Origin of the sequence: Mesorhizobium sp. B2-8-3 (assembly GCF_006440815.1) — a bacterium.
Lineage (GTDB): Bacteria > Pseudomonadota > Alphaproteobacteria > Rhizobiales > Rhizobiaceae > Mesorhizobium.
The window spans coordinates 92,057-107,388 of sequence record NZ_VFTW01000021.1 but is presented as its reverse complement, the minus strand read 5'-3'; the positions used below and the strand labels follow the sequence as shown (position 1 = coordinate 107,388).

The window sequence follows — 15,332 nt, the reverse complement described above, 5'->3', positions numbered from 1 at the left end:
AGCCATCGCATCAAGAAATGCGCCTGGAACGACGACTATCTCATCAATGCGATCACTCATATGCGATAGCCCTGCCCGCAAGGGGGGAGATTGGCAGCTTCGGCGCGCCGCCGATCCTGCAACGTGGGAGAGTAGCGAAAGTCTGCGTGACGTCTGATCTCCCCCCTTGCGGGGCAGATGTCCGGCAGGACAGAGGGGGGTGTGACGGAACGCGACGCCGGGTACTTCGATCCGCAGCACTACCTGTCCGAAAAAGCTAAGCGACCTCTCGCAACCCATCGCGGGTTCGCGCTCCCTCAGGCAACGTCTCCATCGCCGCCTGCAGCAATATCTCGGCCAGCCGCGCCGCCACCGGATCGAGCTCGGCGTCCTTCTGGTGCAGATGCAGCGCCATCGTGGGCAGGGCGGGAAGTTCCAGAATTCCCGGTGCGATCGCCCTGACATTGGCCGGCAAGCCGATATCGGTGCGGATCGTCAGGCCGAGGCCTGCCGCCACCGCCGCCCAGATGCCTCCAAGGCTGGGGCTCGAGAAGGCCATGCGCCAGGGCATGCCCGCGCGGTCGAGCGTTTCGGTCGCCACGGTGCGCAAGAGGCACGGCGCCTCGAACACCACCAGCGGCAGCGGCTCACCCTTGCGCGGACCGGCCTCGATCGGCTTTGCCGGACCGATCCAGCGCGCCTGCACGTCGGCGACATGGCGGCTGTAGGGCAGCGTCATGCCGTCATGCCAGGCGAGCGCGATGTCGAGATTGCCTGACAGGACGCGCTCGGCCAGGTCGTGGCTGCGCCCGATCCGCGCTTCGATGCGGACCTTGGGATGGGCGCGGGCGAAGCGGCCGAGCACGTCCGGCAGCACGGCCTCGCCGAAATCCTCCTGCAGGCCGAGCCGCACCCAGCCTTCCAGTTCGATGTCTCGGATGGCGGAGGCCGCCTCGTCGTTGAGCTCGATCAGCCGCCGCGCATAGCCAAGCATCGTCTCGCCGGCCTCGGTGAGCGCCAGGCCGCGCCCCGCCTTGCGGAAGACCGGCGTGTCCGCCTGTTCTTCGAGCTTTTTCAATTGCGCGCTGACCGCGGACGTCGAGCGTCCCAGCCGCTCGGCCGCCTTGGCGAAGCTGCCCAGCTCCATGCCGGTGACGAAGGTCCTGAGGACGTCGAGGTCAAAAGTGACGCGGCGCATGAGATTGTCCTGATTTTCAGGATTGTTGATCAAAAACTTCCTGATTTTATGGATAAAGCTATGGCGCTACATCCCGTCCGTCAAGCCGTCAGCCGGCCGTCTCGGGAATGGAACCATGTCCGCCATCGTCACACGAAACGACTGCCAGCCGCCCGCGGGAGAAAGTGCCGGCAACCCTGCTCGCCGCGCCTTCGGTCCCAATCATCGCTGGAAGGTGCTGGGCATCGGCGTCGCCGCCAATGCCGGCTTCTCCGCCACCTTCTCCGGCATCCCGGCGACCGCGGTGGCTATGCGCCAGGGCTTTCACCTCGACAATGCCGCGCTGGGTTTGGCGCTTGGGCTGCTCGGCCTCGGCGTGGCGCTCAGCGAGTTGCCCTGGGGCGTGCTCACCGATCGCTGGGGCGACCGCCGCGTGCTCCTGACCGGACTTGGCGCGACAGCCGCGTGGCTTCTCATCATGGCCATGCTTGTCGTGCCGACAAAAACGGCCATTCCCGGCGTCGCGCCGCTGTCGGCAAGCCTGCTCGTCGCCGGCCTGCTCGGCGGCAGCGTCAACGGCTCCAGCGGCCGCGCCATCATGGGCTGGTTCGGCGAGGGCGAGCGCGGCTTCGCCATGAGCATCCGGCAGACGGCGGTGCCGCTTGGCGGCGGGCTGGGCGCTCTCGTCCTGCCGTCCCTGGCGCTGGCCCTAGGCTTCACCGCGGTCTTCGGCCTGCTTGCGGCCGTCTCCGCTCTGTCAGCCTGGTTTGCCTGGCGCTGGCTGCACGAGCCGCCGGTGGCAAGCGGCGGCCGCGCCGCCGCCGCGACAAGCGGCCCGGCACCCTTGCGCAACATCGAGGTGTGGCGCATCTCGACCGCCATCGGCCTGCTCTGCTTCCCGCAGGTCGCGGTGCTGACCTTCGCCTCGGTCTTCCTGCACGACTTCGCCGGCATGGCCACCTTTGTGACCAGCGCCAGCCTCGCCGCCGTGCAGACCGGCGCAATGGTGATGCGTATCTGGAGTGGGCGCTTCACCGACCGGCATGGCAACCGCCGGCCGTTCCTGAAACTCTGCAGCGCGTTGAGCACGCTGGCATTCCTGGTGCTTTGGCTGTTGGTGATCGGCGCCGCCGGAGCACCGTCGCTGGTGCCGCTGCTCCCGCTGATGGTCGTCGTTGCCGGCATATCCGTCTCCGCCTGGCATGGCGTCGCCTATACCGAACTTGCCACGCTTGCCGGTGCCGGCCATGTCGGCACCGCGCTCAGCCTGGCCAACAGCTTTGTGTTCGTTGGCTTCTGCGTTGTGCCGATCGCCATTCCTTGGCTGTTGGTGTTCTTCGCATGGCCGGGCGTGTGGTTCGCGGCCGCGATCTGCGCGGCGGCCGCCTGGCCGATCTTCCTGCGCCCGGCCTGATTCACCAGTCTGATTCCTCGCCGGCTTGCCGCGGAAACGGCAAGCCGGCTTCGCTCAAACATGAAAAGAACACGATCGATGTCGTTAACCCCGCATCAAGGTTAATGCTTCATTTTGACTCTCCGGGGTCAGTAGCGTTCTGGAGAGTTCCGTGCATCGACGCGTTTCATTGCGGCTTGCCGCCGCCGCCGTTGCGAAAAAACGTTCTTTTCTTCCTCCTTTGGTGCTCGGGCTCGGCATTTGGATCGGCTTTCCGTCGGCCGTCGCCTATCAGGATATGGCAAGCCTGATCTCCGGCCTGGAATCGTCCGACACCCGCTGGAACGCCTATATCGAGAAATCCGCCGCCGGCTCGGTGCATGCCGCCGAAATGCCGTTTGTCGATTCCCTCACCACCGGCTCGCTCTCCGGTTCCGGCGTCGATCTGCCGGGCGTCGGCACGGTGGCCTTTCGCGGCAAGGGCAATGTCGCAGGCGCCACGCCCGACGAAGACCGCGTCATGCGCGCCGACAAGAAGGGCCGTTTGGTCAAGGTGGCACCGGTCGCGCCGCCCAAGAATTTCAGCGCCGGCTCGATCTTCGAGCGCACCTCCTCGCTGCTTCGCCCGAGCATGGACAGCGGGCTGAAGCTCACCTTCGCCAAGCCTGGCATCAAGGGCAAGGAAGTCCAGATCGCCCAGGCCTTCCATCTTCGCGAGGACAAGAAGCCGGATCCGGCGCTGCCGGCGGCGCTTGTCGCCCTCGTCAACAACGACAAGCCGGATATCCTCGCCACCGCCTATGCCCAGTCCGCGCCCGACTATGCCAAGGCCTCGCCCTTCGAGGCGCTGCTGCAGGACGATCCGAACGATGGCCGCTTCATCCCGCCGATGGGCAAGGGCGACCATTCGTGGATCCAGAACCCGCTGCCGGCAAGCGTCTTCTCCCAGCCAGAACAGGCGTGCCTCGCCAAGGGCATCTATTTCGAAGCGCGCAGCGAGCCCGTGCGCGGCCAGGCGGCGGTCGCCCAGGTGATCCTCAACCGCGTCCGCAATCCCGCCTATCCCAAGACGATCTGCGGCGTCGTCTACCAGAACGACAACTGGTTCAACCGCTGCCAGTTCTCCTTTGCCTGCGACGGCAGGAAGAAGACCATCACCGACCAGGCTTCCTACAAGACCGCCCAGGAGGTCGCCATGGCGGTGACCGCCGGCAAGATCTTCATTCCCGAGGTCGGCTCATCGACGCATTACTACGCCAATTACGTCCATCCGGGCTGGGCGCGAGCCATGCACAAGATGACCAGGATCGGCCTGCATATCTTCTACCGCACCTATGGCGGCGGCTGGAGCTGAGCCGGCTGGCGGCTCGAGCTGAGCCGCCTAAACCACCGCCCCGGCTATCCTTCCTTCGACACCCGGCAATGCCTCGGCGGACGCGCCTTGTTGCGCGGATTCGCGCCGAGTCCTCACGCGGCCGTGAAGGGCACGATGTCGCACCTCGATAAATCATTGATTTAACTACAAAAAATACATCGCTTGGAAGTTCGGTCCGTGGCTTGACGGGGGCGGACCCTCTAACTATGTTGCCGGCGACTTTAGAAGCGGACGGACGGCAATCGTCTGCCCGGGCAGGGGGGTTGCGATGGCCGACAAAACCGGGCCAGACGGAACCGGAGAAACCGGCCGCGGCAGGCAGCCAGAAGCCACCATCCGCGACGACGAACTTGAGCGCCGCCGGCGTAGTCTCGAAGCATCGCTTGCGACGAGACGCACGGACCGGTTCGAGGGGAAAGACGAAGCGAGAGCTGCGACCGGTTACGGTCAGGCGCTGAAACTGTCCAGCGAGTTCATCGCCGGAGTGGTGGTTGGTGTCGGCTTGGGCTGGATCATCGACCGCCTGGCGGGAACAGCGCCCTGGGGTCTGATCGTCGGCCTGTTGCTGGGCTTTGGCGCTGGTATACTCAATGTCCTGCGCTCGGCGGGACTTGCATCCGAATTCGGCCAGGGCGGCAAGCCGCGCGAGCCGAAAGAATGAAGTGGGGCGCCGCAGGGCGCCGAAGTGAACTTAAAAAGCCGGTTGTGGCTTTGACGGGGATTTAAAGTGGCTGCTGCTGACAAGGTCGATCCGATCCACCAGTTCCAGATCCATCCGATCATCCCGCTGCATATCGGCGGCTACGACGTCTCTTTCACCAACTCCTCCCTGTTCATGGTCGTGACGATCGTGCTGGCGTCGGCCTTCCTCTACATGAGCACGGCCAGCCGCGCGCTCATTCCGGGCCGCCTGCAGTCGGTGTCCGAGATGGCTTACGAATTCGTCGGCAACATGCTGCGCGACGCCGCCGGCAAGCAGGGCATGCAGTTCTTCCCGCTGGTGTTCTCGCTGTTCATGTTCGTGCTGGTCGCCAACCTGATCGGCCTGTTCCCCTATTTCTTCACCGTGACCAGCCACATCATCGTCACCTTCACGCTGGCAATCCTGGTCATCGGCACGGTCCTCGTCTACGGCTTCGCCAAGCACGGCTTCGGCTTCCTCAAGCTGTTCGTGCCGCAGGGCGTGCCGGGCTACCTTCTGCCGCTGGTGGTGGCGATCGAAATCATCTCCTTCGTTTCGCGGCCGGTCAGCCTCTCGGTTCGTCTTTTCGCCAACATGCTGGCCGGCCACATCACGCTCAAAGTGTTCTCGGGCTTCGTCGTCAGCCTGAGCGCGTTCGGCGCCGTCGGTATCGCTGGCTCGGTGCTGCCCCTTGCCATGGCCGTTGCACTCTCCGCGCTCGAACTGCTGGTCGCCTTCCTGCAGGCCTATGTGTTCGCGGTGCTGACCTGCATGTATCTGAACGACGCCCTGCACCCGAGCCACTGATTTTCACCGGCGCCCCGGCGCCAGCTTACCCAACGTACCAACTGCAACGAATAGAGAAACCACAGGAGTTTTGAAATGGACGCAACTGCAGCAGCTGCTATCGGCGCTGGTATCGCCTGCATCGGCATGGGCGGCGCGGGCATCGGCCTCGGCAACATCTTCGGCAGCTACCTCTCGGGTGCGCTCCGCAACCCGTCGGCTGCCGACGGCCAGTTCGGCCGCCTGATCTTCGGCTTCGCCGTGACCGAAGCTCTGGGCATCTTCTCGCTCCTGATCGCTCTGCTCCTGGTCTTCAAGTAAGAGCCAGAGCTGACGAAAGGGGCCGCATGGTGCGGCCCCGTTCTAGGGACAGGGGAATGAGATGTTCGTGACATCTGCCTATGCGCAAGAAGCAGCGCCGGCCGCGGCCGAGGGCGATACGCATGCAGGCACCGCCGTGCCTGCCGCGGAGCATGAAACGTTCCCGCCGTTCGATGCCAAGACCTTCCCGTCGCAGATCCTGTGGCTGGTCATCACCTTCGGGCTCTTCTACCTGTTCCTGAAGCGGGTTGTGATGCCGCGTCTTGGCGGCATCATCGATGTCCGCAACGACCGCATCACCCAGGATCTCGACCATGCCGCAAGGCTGAAGGGCGAGGCGGACGCCGCGGTTGCCGCCTATGAGCAGGAACTGGCGGAGGCCAAGGCCAATGCCAACAAGATCGGCCAGCAGGCGAACGACGCCGCCAAGGCGCAAGCCGAGGGTACGCGCAAGAAGCTCGAGGCCGAGCTCGAGAAGAAGCTTGGCGAGGCCGAGGCGAGCATCGCCTCGATCAAGGCCAAGGCGATGAAGGAAGTCGGCACGATCGCCGAGGACACCACGTCGGCCATCGTCGAGGCGCTTGTCGGCGGCAAGACTGACAAGGCCGAGATCGCGGCTGCGGTCAAATCCGCGAGCCGGTGAGGAGCGAGGATCATGGACGCCACATCACTCGCCACGCTCTGGGCAACCATTGCGATGCTCATCTTCTTAGGCGCTGTCGTCTACCTGAGGGTGCCGGGCATGCTCGCCAAGTCGCTCGACGCCCGCGCGGCCAAGATCAGCGGCGAGCTCGAGGAAGCGCGCAAGCTTCGTGAAGAGGCCCAGCAGTTGCTCGGCCAGTATCAGCAGAAGCGCAGGGAAGCCGAGAAGGAGGCCGCCGACATCGTCGCCGCCGCCAAGCGCGAGGCTGAGCTGCTTGCTTCCGAAGCGGCCAAGAAGACCGAGGACTATGTCGCCCGGCGCACCGCGCTTGCCGAGCAGAAGATCAGCCAGGCCGAGCGCGAGGCCGTCAGCGAAGTGCGCGCCTCGGCCGTCGACATCGCCGTCGAGGCCGCCCGCGCGCTGCTCGCCGCCAAGGTCGACGTCAAGGCAGGCGCGGACCTGTTCAAGTCGGCGCTGGATGACGTCAAGGCCAAGCTGAACTGAGCGGATTTAGACCGCCGACATGAAGCCGCCCGGGCAACCTGGCGGCTTTTTTGTTCGAGAGAAAAGCGGGACGGCGACGCTGCCGCTCTTCCCCCTTGTGGGGAGATTGGCCGTCACCATCGCTCCCGCTCACTCCAACCCGGCGAAGCCCTCTTCCTCTTCCACCATTTCCGCGCCACCCAGCCTGAACGGCGCGAACGAGGCCCGGTGCAGCCTTGCCACCGGCCCATGCATCTCGATCGCGGTCCGGTGCCGGACCGTCGCGTAGCCCATATGCACCTCGAAGCCGTAATGTTCGTGGTGTCCGCCGCAGCCGCACATCATGCGGTCGCGCATCACCTTGGCGACGATCGAGGCTGCAGCGATCGATTGCGAGCGCTGGTCGCCCTTGATGAGCGCCCGGCCTTCGCAGCCGAGACCCGGCGGAATGTCGCGGCCGTCGGCCAAAGCGAGCTTCGGCTGCAACGACAGGCCGGCGGCGGCGCGACGCATCGCTTCGAGGCTGGCTTTCAGGATGTTGCTGTTGTCGATGCCTTCGGCGCTGATCGAGGCCATCGAGACGCTGAGCGCCGACCCCAGAATCTTGAGGAACAGCGCCTCGCGCTGCAAATGGGTGAGGCGTTTGGAATCGTCGAGGCCTTCCGGGATATTGGCGGGGTTGAGCACCACCGCGGCGGCCACCACCGGTCCGGCGAGCGGACCGCGCCCTGCCTCGTCCATGCCGGCGACTGGCCACAGCCCGTCGGCCATCGCCTTCGTCTCGATCGAGAAGTCGGGCTTCTCGACCATTTCAAAGAGAAGCGGAGAATCGGAACGCGCGCGAGCCATGGTGCGGCGAGGTTCGCATCGGCTCCGATTCTCCGCAAGTCCTTCCGGGTCGGATGGGGCGTCGGACCGGGAAGGCACCGTCTCGCGGCCGGGGGACAGTGGCCGGACGGGATTCTTGAAAAGGATGACAATTCCAGACGGAAAATCGCTTGGCCTGGAATTGCTTAGCGCCGGCCCGTCATGGCCGGCACTGAGGTTAAAGCAGCATCAGTTGTTCGCCGGCGCCCGAACCTGCGACGAATTGGTCGGTGCGAAGCTGCCGCCGCTCGACATTGAGGCCGAGCCGCTTGGCGGCGATCTCGAAGCGCCGGCCGATCTGCCAGGCATAGGGACCGGCGCCCTTCATGCGCTTGCCCCATTCGGAATCGTAGTCCTTGCCGTCGCGCATCGAGCGGATCAGCGACATCACATGCCGGTAGCGGTCGGGATAGTGGCGCAGCAGCCAATCCTTGAAGATCGGCGCCACTTCAAGCGGCAGGCGCAGGATGACGTATCCCGCCTCCCTTGCACCGGCGGCCCTGGCCGAATCGAGGATGCGTTCCATCTCCGGATCGTTGAGGCCCGGAACGATCGGCGCCACCATCACCGATGCCGGAATGCCAGCATCCGAAAGCTGCCTGATCGCCTCCAGCCGTTTCGTCGGCGTCGACGCGCGGGGCTCCATAGTTCTCGCCAGCATGCGGTCAAGCGTCGTCACCGACAGCGCCACCTTGGCAAGGCCGCGCTCGGCCATGCGCGACAGGATGTCGATGTCGCGCGTCACCAGCGCCGACTTGGTGACGATGCCGACCGGATGGCCGCGCGCCTCCAGCACTTCCAGAATCTCGCGCATGATGCGGTATTGCTTCTCGATCGGCTGGTAGGGATCGGTATTGGTGCCGATGGCGATCGTGCGCGGCTGGTAGCCCGGTTTCGACAATTCCCTGTCCAGCATGCGCGCGGCATCCGGCTTGGCGAAAAGTTTCGATTCGAAATCGAGCCCCGGTGACAGGCCCATGAAGGCATGCGTCGGCCTGGCGAAGCAGTAGACGCAGCCATGCTCGCAGCCGCGATAGGGGTTGATCGAACGGTCGAAGGAGATGTCCGGCGACTCGTTGCGGGTGATGATCGTGCGCGGCTTCTCGACCTGCACTTCCGTCTTGAACGGCGGCAGTTCCTCCAGCGAGTTCCAGCCGTCGTCGAACACATGGCGGCTGACCGGCTCGAACCGGCCGGACGGGTTAATGCCGGCCGAGCGGCCGCGATTGCGATCGGGCCGCACGCGCATGCCGCTCTGTTCGATCATTGCATTGGCCATCTCGGCTCTGCCTGCTCCGAAAGCAGCAATGTCGGCACGCACGATCTGTTCCATTTTCGCCCTCTCCCAGGGACTGTCGGCAGGCTGTCGAATCGCTCTGTTCATGAAACTATTCCTATTTTACCGAAGAGAACAAAGCAAGAACTTTTTCGGCGAAAAGCCGTAGCTGGCGCAAGTCGCGGCTTTCCGCTATTCGGCTAAGGATGCTCAGCGTTCTCATCGAAACCCGCAACGACGAAGAGGGTCTTGCCCGTACGCTCGCCTCGCTGGTCGGCGGCGCGGTCGAGGGTGTGGTGCGCGACGTGATCGTCTGCGATCAGGGCTCGACCGACCAGACGCATCGGGTGGCCGAACATGCCGGCTGCCATTATGTGACCGGCGGCATCGGCGCCGGCATCGGCAAGGCCAAGGGCGATTGGCTGCTTTTTCTGGAACCCGGCGCGCGGCTTGCCGAGGGATGGATCGACGAGGTGGTGGCGCACACGGCGAAGCAAACCATGCCGGCGCGGTTTTCACGCGCCCGGGCCGACCGTGCGCCTTTCCTGGCCCGCGTCTTTTCGGGCAACCGCGCGTTGGCCGAGGGTCTTGTCATCAGCAAGCGTCAGGCCTCGGCCCTGGCAAAGAGCGCGCGCGGCGCCGAGGCCCTGGCGCGTGGTCTTGCCACCAGAAGGCTGAACGCCGAAATCTGGGTGGCGCCGCCGAAGTGATGCAGGCTCCCCCTTGTGGGAGAAGGAAGAAGCGCTGTCCCTGCCCAGTCAGGTCCCTCTGATTTCGACGGGCATCCAGGCCCTGCGGCGCCTGGCGACACGCTGCTCGCGCGTTTCGGCATCGAACCGAACGGCGACCGGCTGGCGGGAGAACAACTCGTGATCGTCAAGCGCGTTGACAATGACGACCGCCGTGGCGTCGTCACCGTCTCCGGCGATTGCCGCGACATAGACGCCGCACTCGCGGCAGACGAGATAGTCGGCGGTGCGCAGGCCGAAGCGGTAGACCTGCAGCCGTGCCCTGTCTTCGACTGAGATGCTCAGGCGTCCGTTCGGATCGGCGGCCGCGCGCGAGCCATGCCGGGTGCAGAACGAGCACTGGCAGGCGCGAATTTCCAGTCCGGCCGGGCCGAGCGTGGTGGAGAAGCTGAGGCGGATGTTGCCGCAATGGCATCCGCCGCTGTGAACGGTCATGGCAGATTGTCCCTTGTTCGCAGCACAAGGTACTTTGCCGGTCGCGGCTTCGGAATGGCTGCTCGTAGGCGAGAGCGCCATTCCGCCTGCAAACCGGATGCCGGTCGGGATGTTTTGCCTTTAGGTCTTGCCGCCACGCCTGAGATGCTCGTCCAGCCGCGGCATGATCTCGACGAAGTTGCAGGGCATGTGCCGGTAGTCGAGCTGCGCCTTGATGATGCCGTCCCAGGCGTCCTTGCAGGCGCCGGGCGAGCCCGGCAGCACGAAGACGAAGGTGGCGTTGACGACGCCGCCTGTCGCCCGGCTCTGGATCGTCGAGGTGCCGATCTTGTCATAGGAGATGCGGTGAAAGACTTCCGAAAAGCCGTCCATGCGCTTTTCGAAAATCGGCTCCAGCGCTTCCGGCGTCACGTCGCGGCCGGTGAAGCCGGTGCCTCCGGTGGTGATGACGACATCGATGTTTTCGTCCTTCGACCAGCCGAGAACCTTGTCGCGGATATTCTTGCGGTCGTCGGTGACGATGTCGCGGGCGGCAAGCGTATGGCCGGCCTCCGTGATGCGGTCGGCCAGCGTCTGGCCGGACTTGTCGTCGGCAAGGCTGCGGGTATCGGACACGGTCAGCACCGCAATGCGCAGCGGGATGAAGGACCGGCTCTCGTCAAGCTTCGCCATCGGTCACCTCCATGCTGCGCGTCGCGGCGACGAACCAGTCGGGATGGCGCGCGCGGATCTCGATCGCCGCGCGCTTGGCGACATTGCCGGTCTCGAACAGGCCGAAACACGTGGCGCCCGAGCCGGACATGCGCACGAAAGCTGCGTCGGCGCGCTTGAGCGCCTTCAGCGCCTCGCCGATCGCCGGCTGGATCGAGCGGGCAGGTGCCTCGAGATCGTTGCGCGTCGTCTCCAGCCAGTTGCGGATGGCGTGGAAGTCGAGGCGCTTCGGCAGCGGCGGCAGCGCCTCGTTGTCGCGGCTGGACAGCGCCTTGAACACGTCGGGCGTCAAGACGGCGACGCCCGGATTGACCAGGACCAGGCCAAGCGCCGGAAATGCGGAGAGCGGTGACACCTCATCGCCGATGCCGCGCGCGACCAGCGGTTTTGACGTCAGGCACATCGGCAGGTCGGCGCCGAGCGAAAGCCCGATCCGCGCCAGCGAAATGTCGTCGATATCGAGCTTCCAGAGCCGCGCAAGGCCGTTGAGCGCCGCCGCCGCGTCGCTGGAGCCGCCGCCGACGCCGGACGCGATCGGCAGGTTCTTCTCCAGCTTGATGGCAACCGGCGGCGCATGCTGCGCACCGGCTTCCCGGCGCAAGGCATCGCGCGCCTTCACCACCAGATTGTCGCCGTCGAGCGGCAGGCCGGCGGCATAACGGCCGGATACCGAGAACTCGTCGTGCTCCGCCGGCTCGATCTCGAGCCGGTCGCCGAAGCGGGTGAAGACGGCAAGGCTGTCGATGAGATGGTAGCCGTCGGCGCGCCGTCCGGTGACATGCAGCGCCAGGTTGATCTTGGCCGGCGCAAGCCATGTCCGGACCTCTGCGCCGGGCTCGAGAATGTTGGCTGCTGGCGAGATGGGATCAGTCCTTGGCGAGACGGTATTCGCCGGTCTTGGGATCCTTGACCAGTGTGCCCATCGTGCCGTTCGCCGCCTGTTTCTCGGTCCGCCGGATTTTTGCCGTCACGCGCTCGGCTTCGCGCACGAAAGCGCGGTAACCAAAGTAAGCGGCGGCGCCGACAACGGCGAAGAAAATGATCTGCGGCATCTCTAAAACTCCTCCCGCGTCCTCGCGGCAAGGCCGGTCGAATGGGTCGGTCAAGCAGCCATGCTAGCCGCATTCATGGCTTTTTCAAAGCCCGAAGCGCGCCCATAGCGCGCGCTCTTCCGCCGCATCGAGGACGCCGCTGGCGGCGGCCGCCGCGATATCCGGCGCCGAAACACGCGAGCCAAACAGGCCAAATCGACCGAAAAGCCCGCGCGGCGCGGTGATCAGCTTGAGCTGCGTCTTGTCGCCGAAACGCGTCCTGAGCACACCGCGCATATCGCCCAGCGCATCGACAAGGCCGAGCTCGAGGCCTCGTTTGGCGGTCCAGAACAGGCCGGTGAACAGATCCGGGTCGTCCTTGAGCTTGCTGCCGCGCCGCTCCTTGACGAGGTCGATGAAGGTCTCGTGCACGTCGAGCTGCAGTGCCTTCAGCCGCTCGACGTCTTCCTTTTTCTCAGGCTTGAACGGATCGAGCACGGCCTTGTTCTGCCCGGCGGTGTGGACACGCCGCTCGACGCCGATCTTCTTCATCAACTCGGGGAAACCGAACGAGGCCGAGACCACGCCGATCGAGCCGACGATCGACGACGGGTCGGCGAAGATCTCGTCGCCGGCAATCGCGATCATGTAGCCGCCGGAAGCCGCCACGTCCTCGACGAAGACCAGCACCTTCTTGTCCTTTTCCACCGCCAGGTCGCGGATGCGCTTGAAGATCAGCCGCGACTGCACCGGTGAGCCGCCCGGCGAATTGATCGAGATGGCAACCGCCGGCGCATCGAAGCTGAATGCCTTTTCGATGACGCCGGCCGTCGAGGCGAGGGACAGGCTCGGCCGGAATTGGCCGCCGCCCGCCATGATGGCGCCTTGCAGCCGGATGACCGGAATGGTGACGGCTGTCGAGCGCCAGGATTTCGGCAGCAGGCGGTTGAAGAGGCGTTTCACGAAGGAATGTCTCCGGTCGATTTGCAAAGCAGCAAGATGAGATCAGGTCGGTTGGTCTGTTTCACGGGCGTCAGCTTGCTTTGGGCATGTAGGAATTCGCTGGCCAACGGCAATGCCGCATCGCCAGCCAGTGCATGTCGCGCAAAAGTGTGCAGCGGTTTTGCGAAAAAGACATGCATAAAACAAAAACTTGAAGCGCGTCGCTAGAATCCATTTCAACGCGACGCGCTTCAAGGATCAATCGCCGAACAGCGATGCCAGGCCGTTATTGATCATTTCCGTCCGCTCCGCCGGCGCGTTGCCCGATGGTCCGTGCAAGGTGAGCGGCGGGCGGATCGACAGTTTTCCACGCGCGCCGAGCACCGCCCTGACGACGATGCGGATCGCCGCCGCGTCCGGCCGCGGATGCACGCACAGCATCTCGGCGTCGCCGAAGCGCCCCTCGATCGCATCGAGGATGGCGACCAATTGCTCGGGCCGGGCGATGACGGCCAGGCCGCCGCGCGGCCTGGCGACGGCGGCGGCGCTCCTGATCCAGCGCTCGAACAGCCCGTCCTCGACGACATGCGCCTCCCTGCGCAGCGCATTGGGGGTGGCACGATCCTCGGCGGCGTTGAACGGCGGGTTCATGATGACGAAATCGAACTGGTTGTCGGCAAGGCCGGCTTCCACACGCGCCCGGCCGGCCAGCGTGACGTCGGCCGCCAGCACCGAAGCGCGGTCGCCGAGATAGGCATTGCCGGGATGCGAAAGCGTGGCGGCGGCGAACCCGGCCATTTCGGCCGAGCGTTCGACGAGCACTGCCTGCGCCGCCGGGCAGCGCGACAGCACGGCAAGGGCCGCCGCGCCGGCGCCCGCGCCGAAATCGGCGAGCCGGCCGGAAAAGCCGGACGGCACGGCGGCCGCCAGCATCATGGCGTCCATGCCGGCGCGATGACCGCCCCGGCTCGGCTGCACCAGCCAGAAGCGCCCGCGATGGAAGGCATCGACTGTGTGCGCCGGCGTATCCGGGACGGGGGCGGTGCTGGCTGCCATTATTTTTTGCGGATCTCGTTCTCGATGCCGGCATCCTTGAGGATGCGGCGCGCCGCATCGACCTTCTCGGCATCGACCATCACCCGCCGCGGCAGGATGCCGAGCGAGCCGTCGAGCACGCTCATATTCTGGTCGGCGACGAAACAGGCGATGCCGGCGTCGCGCATCAGCGATTCGACAAAGGAGATCACGACGGCGTCGTTGGTGCGGACAAGCTCGATCATGGAACGAAAGTCGCAGGTTGCGGCGTTCCTGTAAACGTGCGGATAGACACACCGTCGGCGAAGCCGCGCCAATTCGCCTCTTGCCGTGCCCGGTTGTGCCGCCCTAGAGTCGGAGCGGGATTAAGGGTGCCGTCGTGCGCGTTAACTCGTGCGCGTTGAAGAGACGGGAGTTGTCGTGGTGGGTGTCGTTCTCAACATCGAAGGCAAGCGGGAACCCGCTTCCATCAAGGATTTGATCGATCTGACGGCGGCCGACATGGGGCGGGTCAACGAGCTGATCCTGTCCAAGGCCGGCTCCGACGTCGAGATGATCCCGGAGATCGCCAACCACCTGATCTCGTCCGGCGGCAAGCGGCTGCGGCCCATGCTCACGCTCGCCGCCGCGCAGATGTTCGGCTATTCCGGCGAAGGCCATGTCAAGCTCGCCACGGCGGTCGAGTTCATGCACACCGCGACGCTTCTGCATGACGACGTGGTCGACGAGAGCGCGCTGCGCCGCGGCAAGAAGACGGCGCGCATGATCTGGGGCAACCAGGCGAGCGTGCTCGTCGGCGATTTCCTGCTCGGCCAGGCGTTTCGCATGATGGTCGAGGTCGGTTCGCTGGAGGCGCTGGACATCCTGTCGGCCGCGGCCTCCATCATCGCCGAGGGCGAGGTCATGCAGCTTGCCGCCGCGAAGAACCTCGAGACCACCGAGGATGAGCATTTCGCCGTCATCAAGGCCAAGACCGCGGCGCTGTTTTCGGCCGCCGCGGAAGTCGGGCCGGTCATCGCCCAGGCCTCGCGCACCGATCGCGCCGCGCTTCGCTCTTACGGCATGAATCTCGGCCTGGCCTTCCAGCTCATCGACGACGCGCTGGATTATGGCGGCTCGAGCAAGGATCTCGGCAAGAATGTCGGCGACGATTTCCGCGAGGGCAAGGTGACGCTGCCGGTGATCCTCGCCTACCGGCGCGGCACCAAGGCCGAGCGCACCTTCTGGAAGCGCGCCATCGAGGACAATGTCGCCGACGATGCCGGGCTCGAAAAGGCGATCGGCCTGATGACCCGCCACGGCGCCATCGCCGACACGATCGGCCGCGCCCGCCATTTCGGCGAGATCGCCCGCGACGCGCTGGCGCCGCTGGAAGCGACGCCGCAGAAGTCGGCTTTGATCGACGTCATCGACTTCTGCATCAGCCGCGTCAACTGAGCCGGTCTGT

The 15,332-nt window shown here is 65.2% G+C and carries 19 protein-coding genes; 9 read left to right on the top strand and 10 right to left on the bottom strand.

The genetic code is table 11. The features are described from left to right. Positions 1-256: 256 nt before the first annotated feature. Positions 257-1,177, bottom strand: coding sequence for a LysR substrate-binding domain-containing protein (locus FJ418_RS24750; RefSeq protein WP_140870072.1), 921 nt, complete (start codon positions 1,175-1,177; stop codon positions 257-259). Between the two features lie 115 nt (positions 1,178-1,292). Between FJ418_RS24750 and FJ418_RS24745 the strand changes: the two genes are divergently transcribed. The 7 genes from FJ418_RS24745 (at position 1,293) to FJ418_RS24715 (ending at position 6,860) form a co-directional block, all read left to right on the top strand. Next, on the top strand, positions 1,293-2,570 hold the full coding sequence (locus FJ418_RS24745; protein ID WP_140870069.1) for an MFS transporter: 1,278 nt from the start codon (positions 1,293-1,295) through the stop codon (positions 2,568-2,570). 151 nt (positions 2,571-2,721) lie between these two features. Next, positions 2,722-3,903 (top strand): cell wall hydrolase, encoded by a 1,182-nt coding sequence (locus FJ418_RS24740; RefSeq protein ID WP_140705202.1) that lies wholly within the window; start codon positions 2,722-2,724, stop codon positions 3,901-3,903. Between the two features lie 289 nt (positions 3,904-4,192). Then, positions 4,193-4,585 carry an AtpZ/AtpI family protein gene (locus FJ418_RS24735; RefSeq protein ID WP_140645065.1) on the top strand — a complete coding sequence of 131 codons (393 nt, stop codon included), beginning with the start codon at positions 4,193-4,195 and terminating at the stop codon, positions 4,583-4,585. Between the two features lie 66 nt (positions 4,586-4,651). Next, positions 4,652-5,413, top strand: a complete 762-nt coding sequence (locus tag FJ418_RS24730) for a F0F1 ATP synthase subunit A (protein ID WP_140645064.1) — start codon at positions 4,652-4,654, stop codon at positions 5,411-5,413. A gap of 75 nt (positions 5,414-5,488) precedes the next feature. Then, positions 5,489-5,713: a F0F1 ATP synthase subunit C gene (locus FJ418_RS24725; protein ID WP_027164582.1), complete on the top strand. Its 225-nt coding sequence runs from the start codon at positions 5,489-5,491 to the stop codon at positions 5,711-5,713. Positions 5,714-5,774: 61 nt separating this feature from the next. Continuing rightward, positions 5,775-6,356: a F0F1 ATP synthase subunit B gene (locus tag FJ418_RS24720; RefSeq protein WP_140645063.1), complete on the top strand. Its 582-nt coding sequence runs from the start codon at positions 5,775-5,777 to the stop codon at positions 6,354-6,356. 12 nt (positions 6,357-6,368) lie between these two features. After that, positions 6,369-6,860 carry a F0F1 ATP synthase subunit B gene (locus FJ418_RS24715; protein ID WP_140659467.1) on the top strand — a complete coding sequence of 164 codons (492 nt, stop codon included), beginning with the start codon at positions 6,369-6,371 and terminating at the stop codon, positions 6,858-6,860. Between the two features lie 129 nt (positions 6,861-6,989). On the opposite strand, the gene FJ418_RS24710 is transcribed toward FJ418_RS24715, so the two are convergent. Together FJ418_RS24710 and FJ418_RS24705 are read right to left on the bottom strand one after the other, a co-directional pair. Next, entirely contained in the window at positions 6,990-7,688 is a 699-nt protein-coding gene (locus tag FJ418_RS24710; RefSeq protein WP_140870066.1) for a ribonuclease HII, read from the bottom strand. A gap of 196 nt (positions 7,689-7,884) precedes the next feature. Beyond that, complete coding sequence (locus FJ418_RS24705; protein ID WP_140645060.1) at positions 7,885-9,039, bottom strand: PA0069 family radical SAM protein; 1,155 nt, start codon at positions 9,037-9,039, stop codon at positions 7,885-7,887. A gap of 149 nt (positions 9,040-9,188) precedes the next feature. Between FJ418_RS24705 and FJ418_RS24700 the strand changes: the two genes are divergently transcribed. Next, on the top strand, positions 9,189-9,692 hold the full coding sequence (locus tag FJ418_RS24700) for a glycosyltransferase (RefSeq protein ID WP_140857392.1): 504 nt from the start codon (positions 9,189-9,191) through the stop codon (positions 9,690-9,692). Positions 9,693-9,740: 48 nt separating this feature from the next. Here the strand turns inward: FJ418_RS24700 and FJ418_RS24695 are convergent, their stop codons facing one another. The 7 genes from FJ418_RS24695 to FJ418_RS24665 form a co-directional block, all read right to left on the bottom strand. Next, entirely contained in the window at positions 9,741-10,166 is a 426-nt protein-coding gene (locus FJ418_RS24695; protein ID WP_140857390.1) for an aldehyde-activating protein, read from the bottom strand. A 120-nt stretch (positions 10,167-10,286) separates the two neighbouring features. Further along, a complete protein-coding gene (moaB, locus tag FJ418_RS24690; protein ID WP_140870063.1) occupies positions 10,287-10,838 on the bottom strand; it encodes a molybdenum cofactor biosynthesis protein B in 552 nt (183 codons plus the stop codon). Further along, positions 10,825-11,721, bottom strand: a complete 897-nt coding sequence (locus FJ418_RS24685) for a 4-(cytidine 5'-diphospho)-2-C-methyl-D-erythritol kinase (protein WP_140870061.1) — start codon at positions 11,719-11,721, stop codon at positions 10,825-10,827. Before FJ418_RS24685 ends, moaB begins: the two co-directional genes overlap by 14 nt. A 22-nt stretch (positions 11,722-11,743) precedes the next feature. Further along, positions 11,744-11,929, bottom strand: coding sequence for a membrane protein (locus FJ418_RS24680; protein ID WP_027164591.1), 186 nt, complete (start codon positions 11,927-11,929; stop codon positions 11,744-11,746). Positions 11,930-12,013: 84 nt separating this feature from the next. Continuing rightward, positions 12,014-12,871 (bottom strand): S49 family peptidase, encoded by an 858-nt coding sequence (locus FJ418_RS24675; RefSeq protein ID WP_140659461.1) that lies wholly within the window; start codon positions 12,869-12,871, stop codon positions 12,014-12,016. A 237-nt stretch (positions 12,872-13,108) separates the two neighbouring features. Continuing rightward, entirely contained in the window at positions 13,109-13,906 is a 798-nt protein-coding gene (locus FJ418_RS24670; protein WP_181167080.1) for a methyltransferase, read from the bottom strand. Beyond that, positions 13,906-14,130, bottom strand: coding sequence for a DUF2007 domain-containing protein (locus FJ418_RS24665; protein WP_027164594.1), 225 nt, complete (start codon positions 14,128-14,130; stop codon positions 13,906-13,908). The genes FJ418_RS24670 and FJ418_RS24665 overlap by 1 nt, the downstream gene beginning before the upstream one ends. Before the next feature lie 178 nt (positions 14,131-14,308). Between FJ418_RS24665 and FJ418_RS24660 the strand changes: the two genes are divergently transcribed. Next, the gene (locus FJ418_RS24660; RefSeq protein WP_140645054.1) at positions 14,309-15,322 is read left to right on the top strand and encodes a polyprenyl synthetase family protein; all 1,014 of its coding nucleotides are present in this window, start codon (positions 14,309-14,311) and stop codon (positions 15,320-15,322) included. Positions 15,323-15,332: the final 10 nt, after the last annotated feature.

What these genes read in the sequence shown, in the direction of transcription:
- FJ418_RS24700 (WP_140857392.1), top strand. Translation starts at nt 9,189, where the DNA reads ATGCTCAGCGTTCTCATCGAAACCCGCAACGACGAAGAGGGTCTTGCC.
- FJ418_RS24680 (WP_027164591.1), bottom strand. Translation starts at nt 11,929, where the DNA reads ATGCCGCAGATCATTTTCTTCGCCGTTGTCGGCGCCGCCGCTTACTTT.
- FJ418_RS24735 (WP_140645065.1), top strand. Translation starts at nt 4,193, where the DNA reads ATGGCCGACAAAACCGGGCCAGACGGAACCGGAGAAACCGGCCGCGGC.
- FJ418_RS24695 (WP_140857390.1), bottom strand. Translation starts at nt 10,166, where the DNA reads ATGACCGTTCACAGCGGCGGATGCCATTGCGGCAACATCCGCCTCAGC.
- FJ418_RS24750 (WP_140870072.1), bottom strand. Translation starts at nt 1,177, where the DNA reads ATGCGCCGCGTCACTTTTGACCTCGACGTCCTCAGGACCTTCGTCACC.
- FJ418_RS24745 (WP_140870069.1), top strand. Translation starts at nt 1,293, where the DNA reads ATGTCCGCCATCGTCACACGAAACGACTGCCAGCCGCCCGCGGGAGAA.
- FJ418_RS24670 (WP_181167080.1), bottom strand. Translation starts at nt 13,906, where the DNA reads ATGGCAGCCAGCACCGCCCCCGTCCCGGATACGCCGGCGCACACAGTC.
- FJ418_RS24720 (WP_140645063.1), top strand. Translation starts at nt 5,775, where the DNA reads ATGTTCGTGACATCTGCCTATGCGCAAGAAGCAGCGCCGGCCGCGGCC.
- FJ418_RS24710 (WP_140870066.1), bottom strand. Translation starts at nt 7,688, where the DNA reads ATGGCTCGCGCGCGTTCCGATTCTCCGCTTCTCTTTGAAATGGTCGAG.
- FJ418_RS24725 (WP_027164582.1), top strand. Translation starts at nt 5,489, where the DNA reads ATGGACGCAACTGCAGCAGCTGCTATCGGCGCTGGTATCGCCTGCATC.
- FJ418_RS24715 (WP_140659467.1), top strand. Translation starts at nt 6,369, where the DNA reads ATGGACGCCACATCACTCGCCACGCTCTGGGCAACCATTGCGATGCTC.
- moaB (WP_140870063.1), bottom strand. Translation starts at nt 10,838, where the DNA reads ATGGCGAAGCTTGACGAGAGCCGGTCCTTCATCCCGCTGCGCATTGCG.
- FJ418_RS24705 (WP_140645060.1), bottom strand. Translation starts at nt 9,039, where the DNA reads ATGGAACAGATCGTGCGTGCCGACATTGCTGCTTTCGGAGCAGGCAGA.
- FJ418_RS24665 (WP_027164594.1), bottom strand. Translation starts at nt 14,130, where the DNA reads ATGATCGAGCTTGTCCGCACCAACGACGCCGTCGTGATCTCCTTTGTC.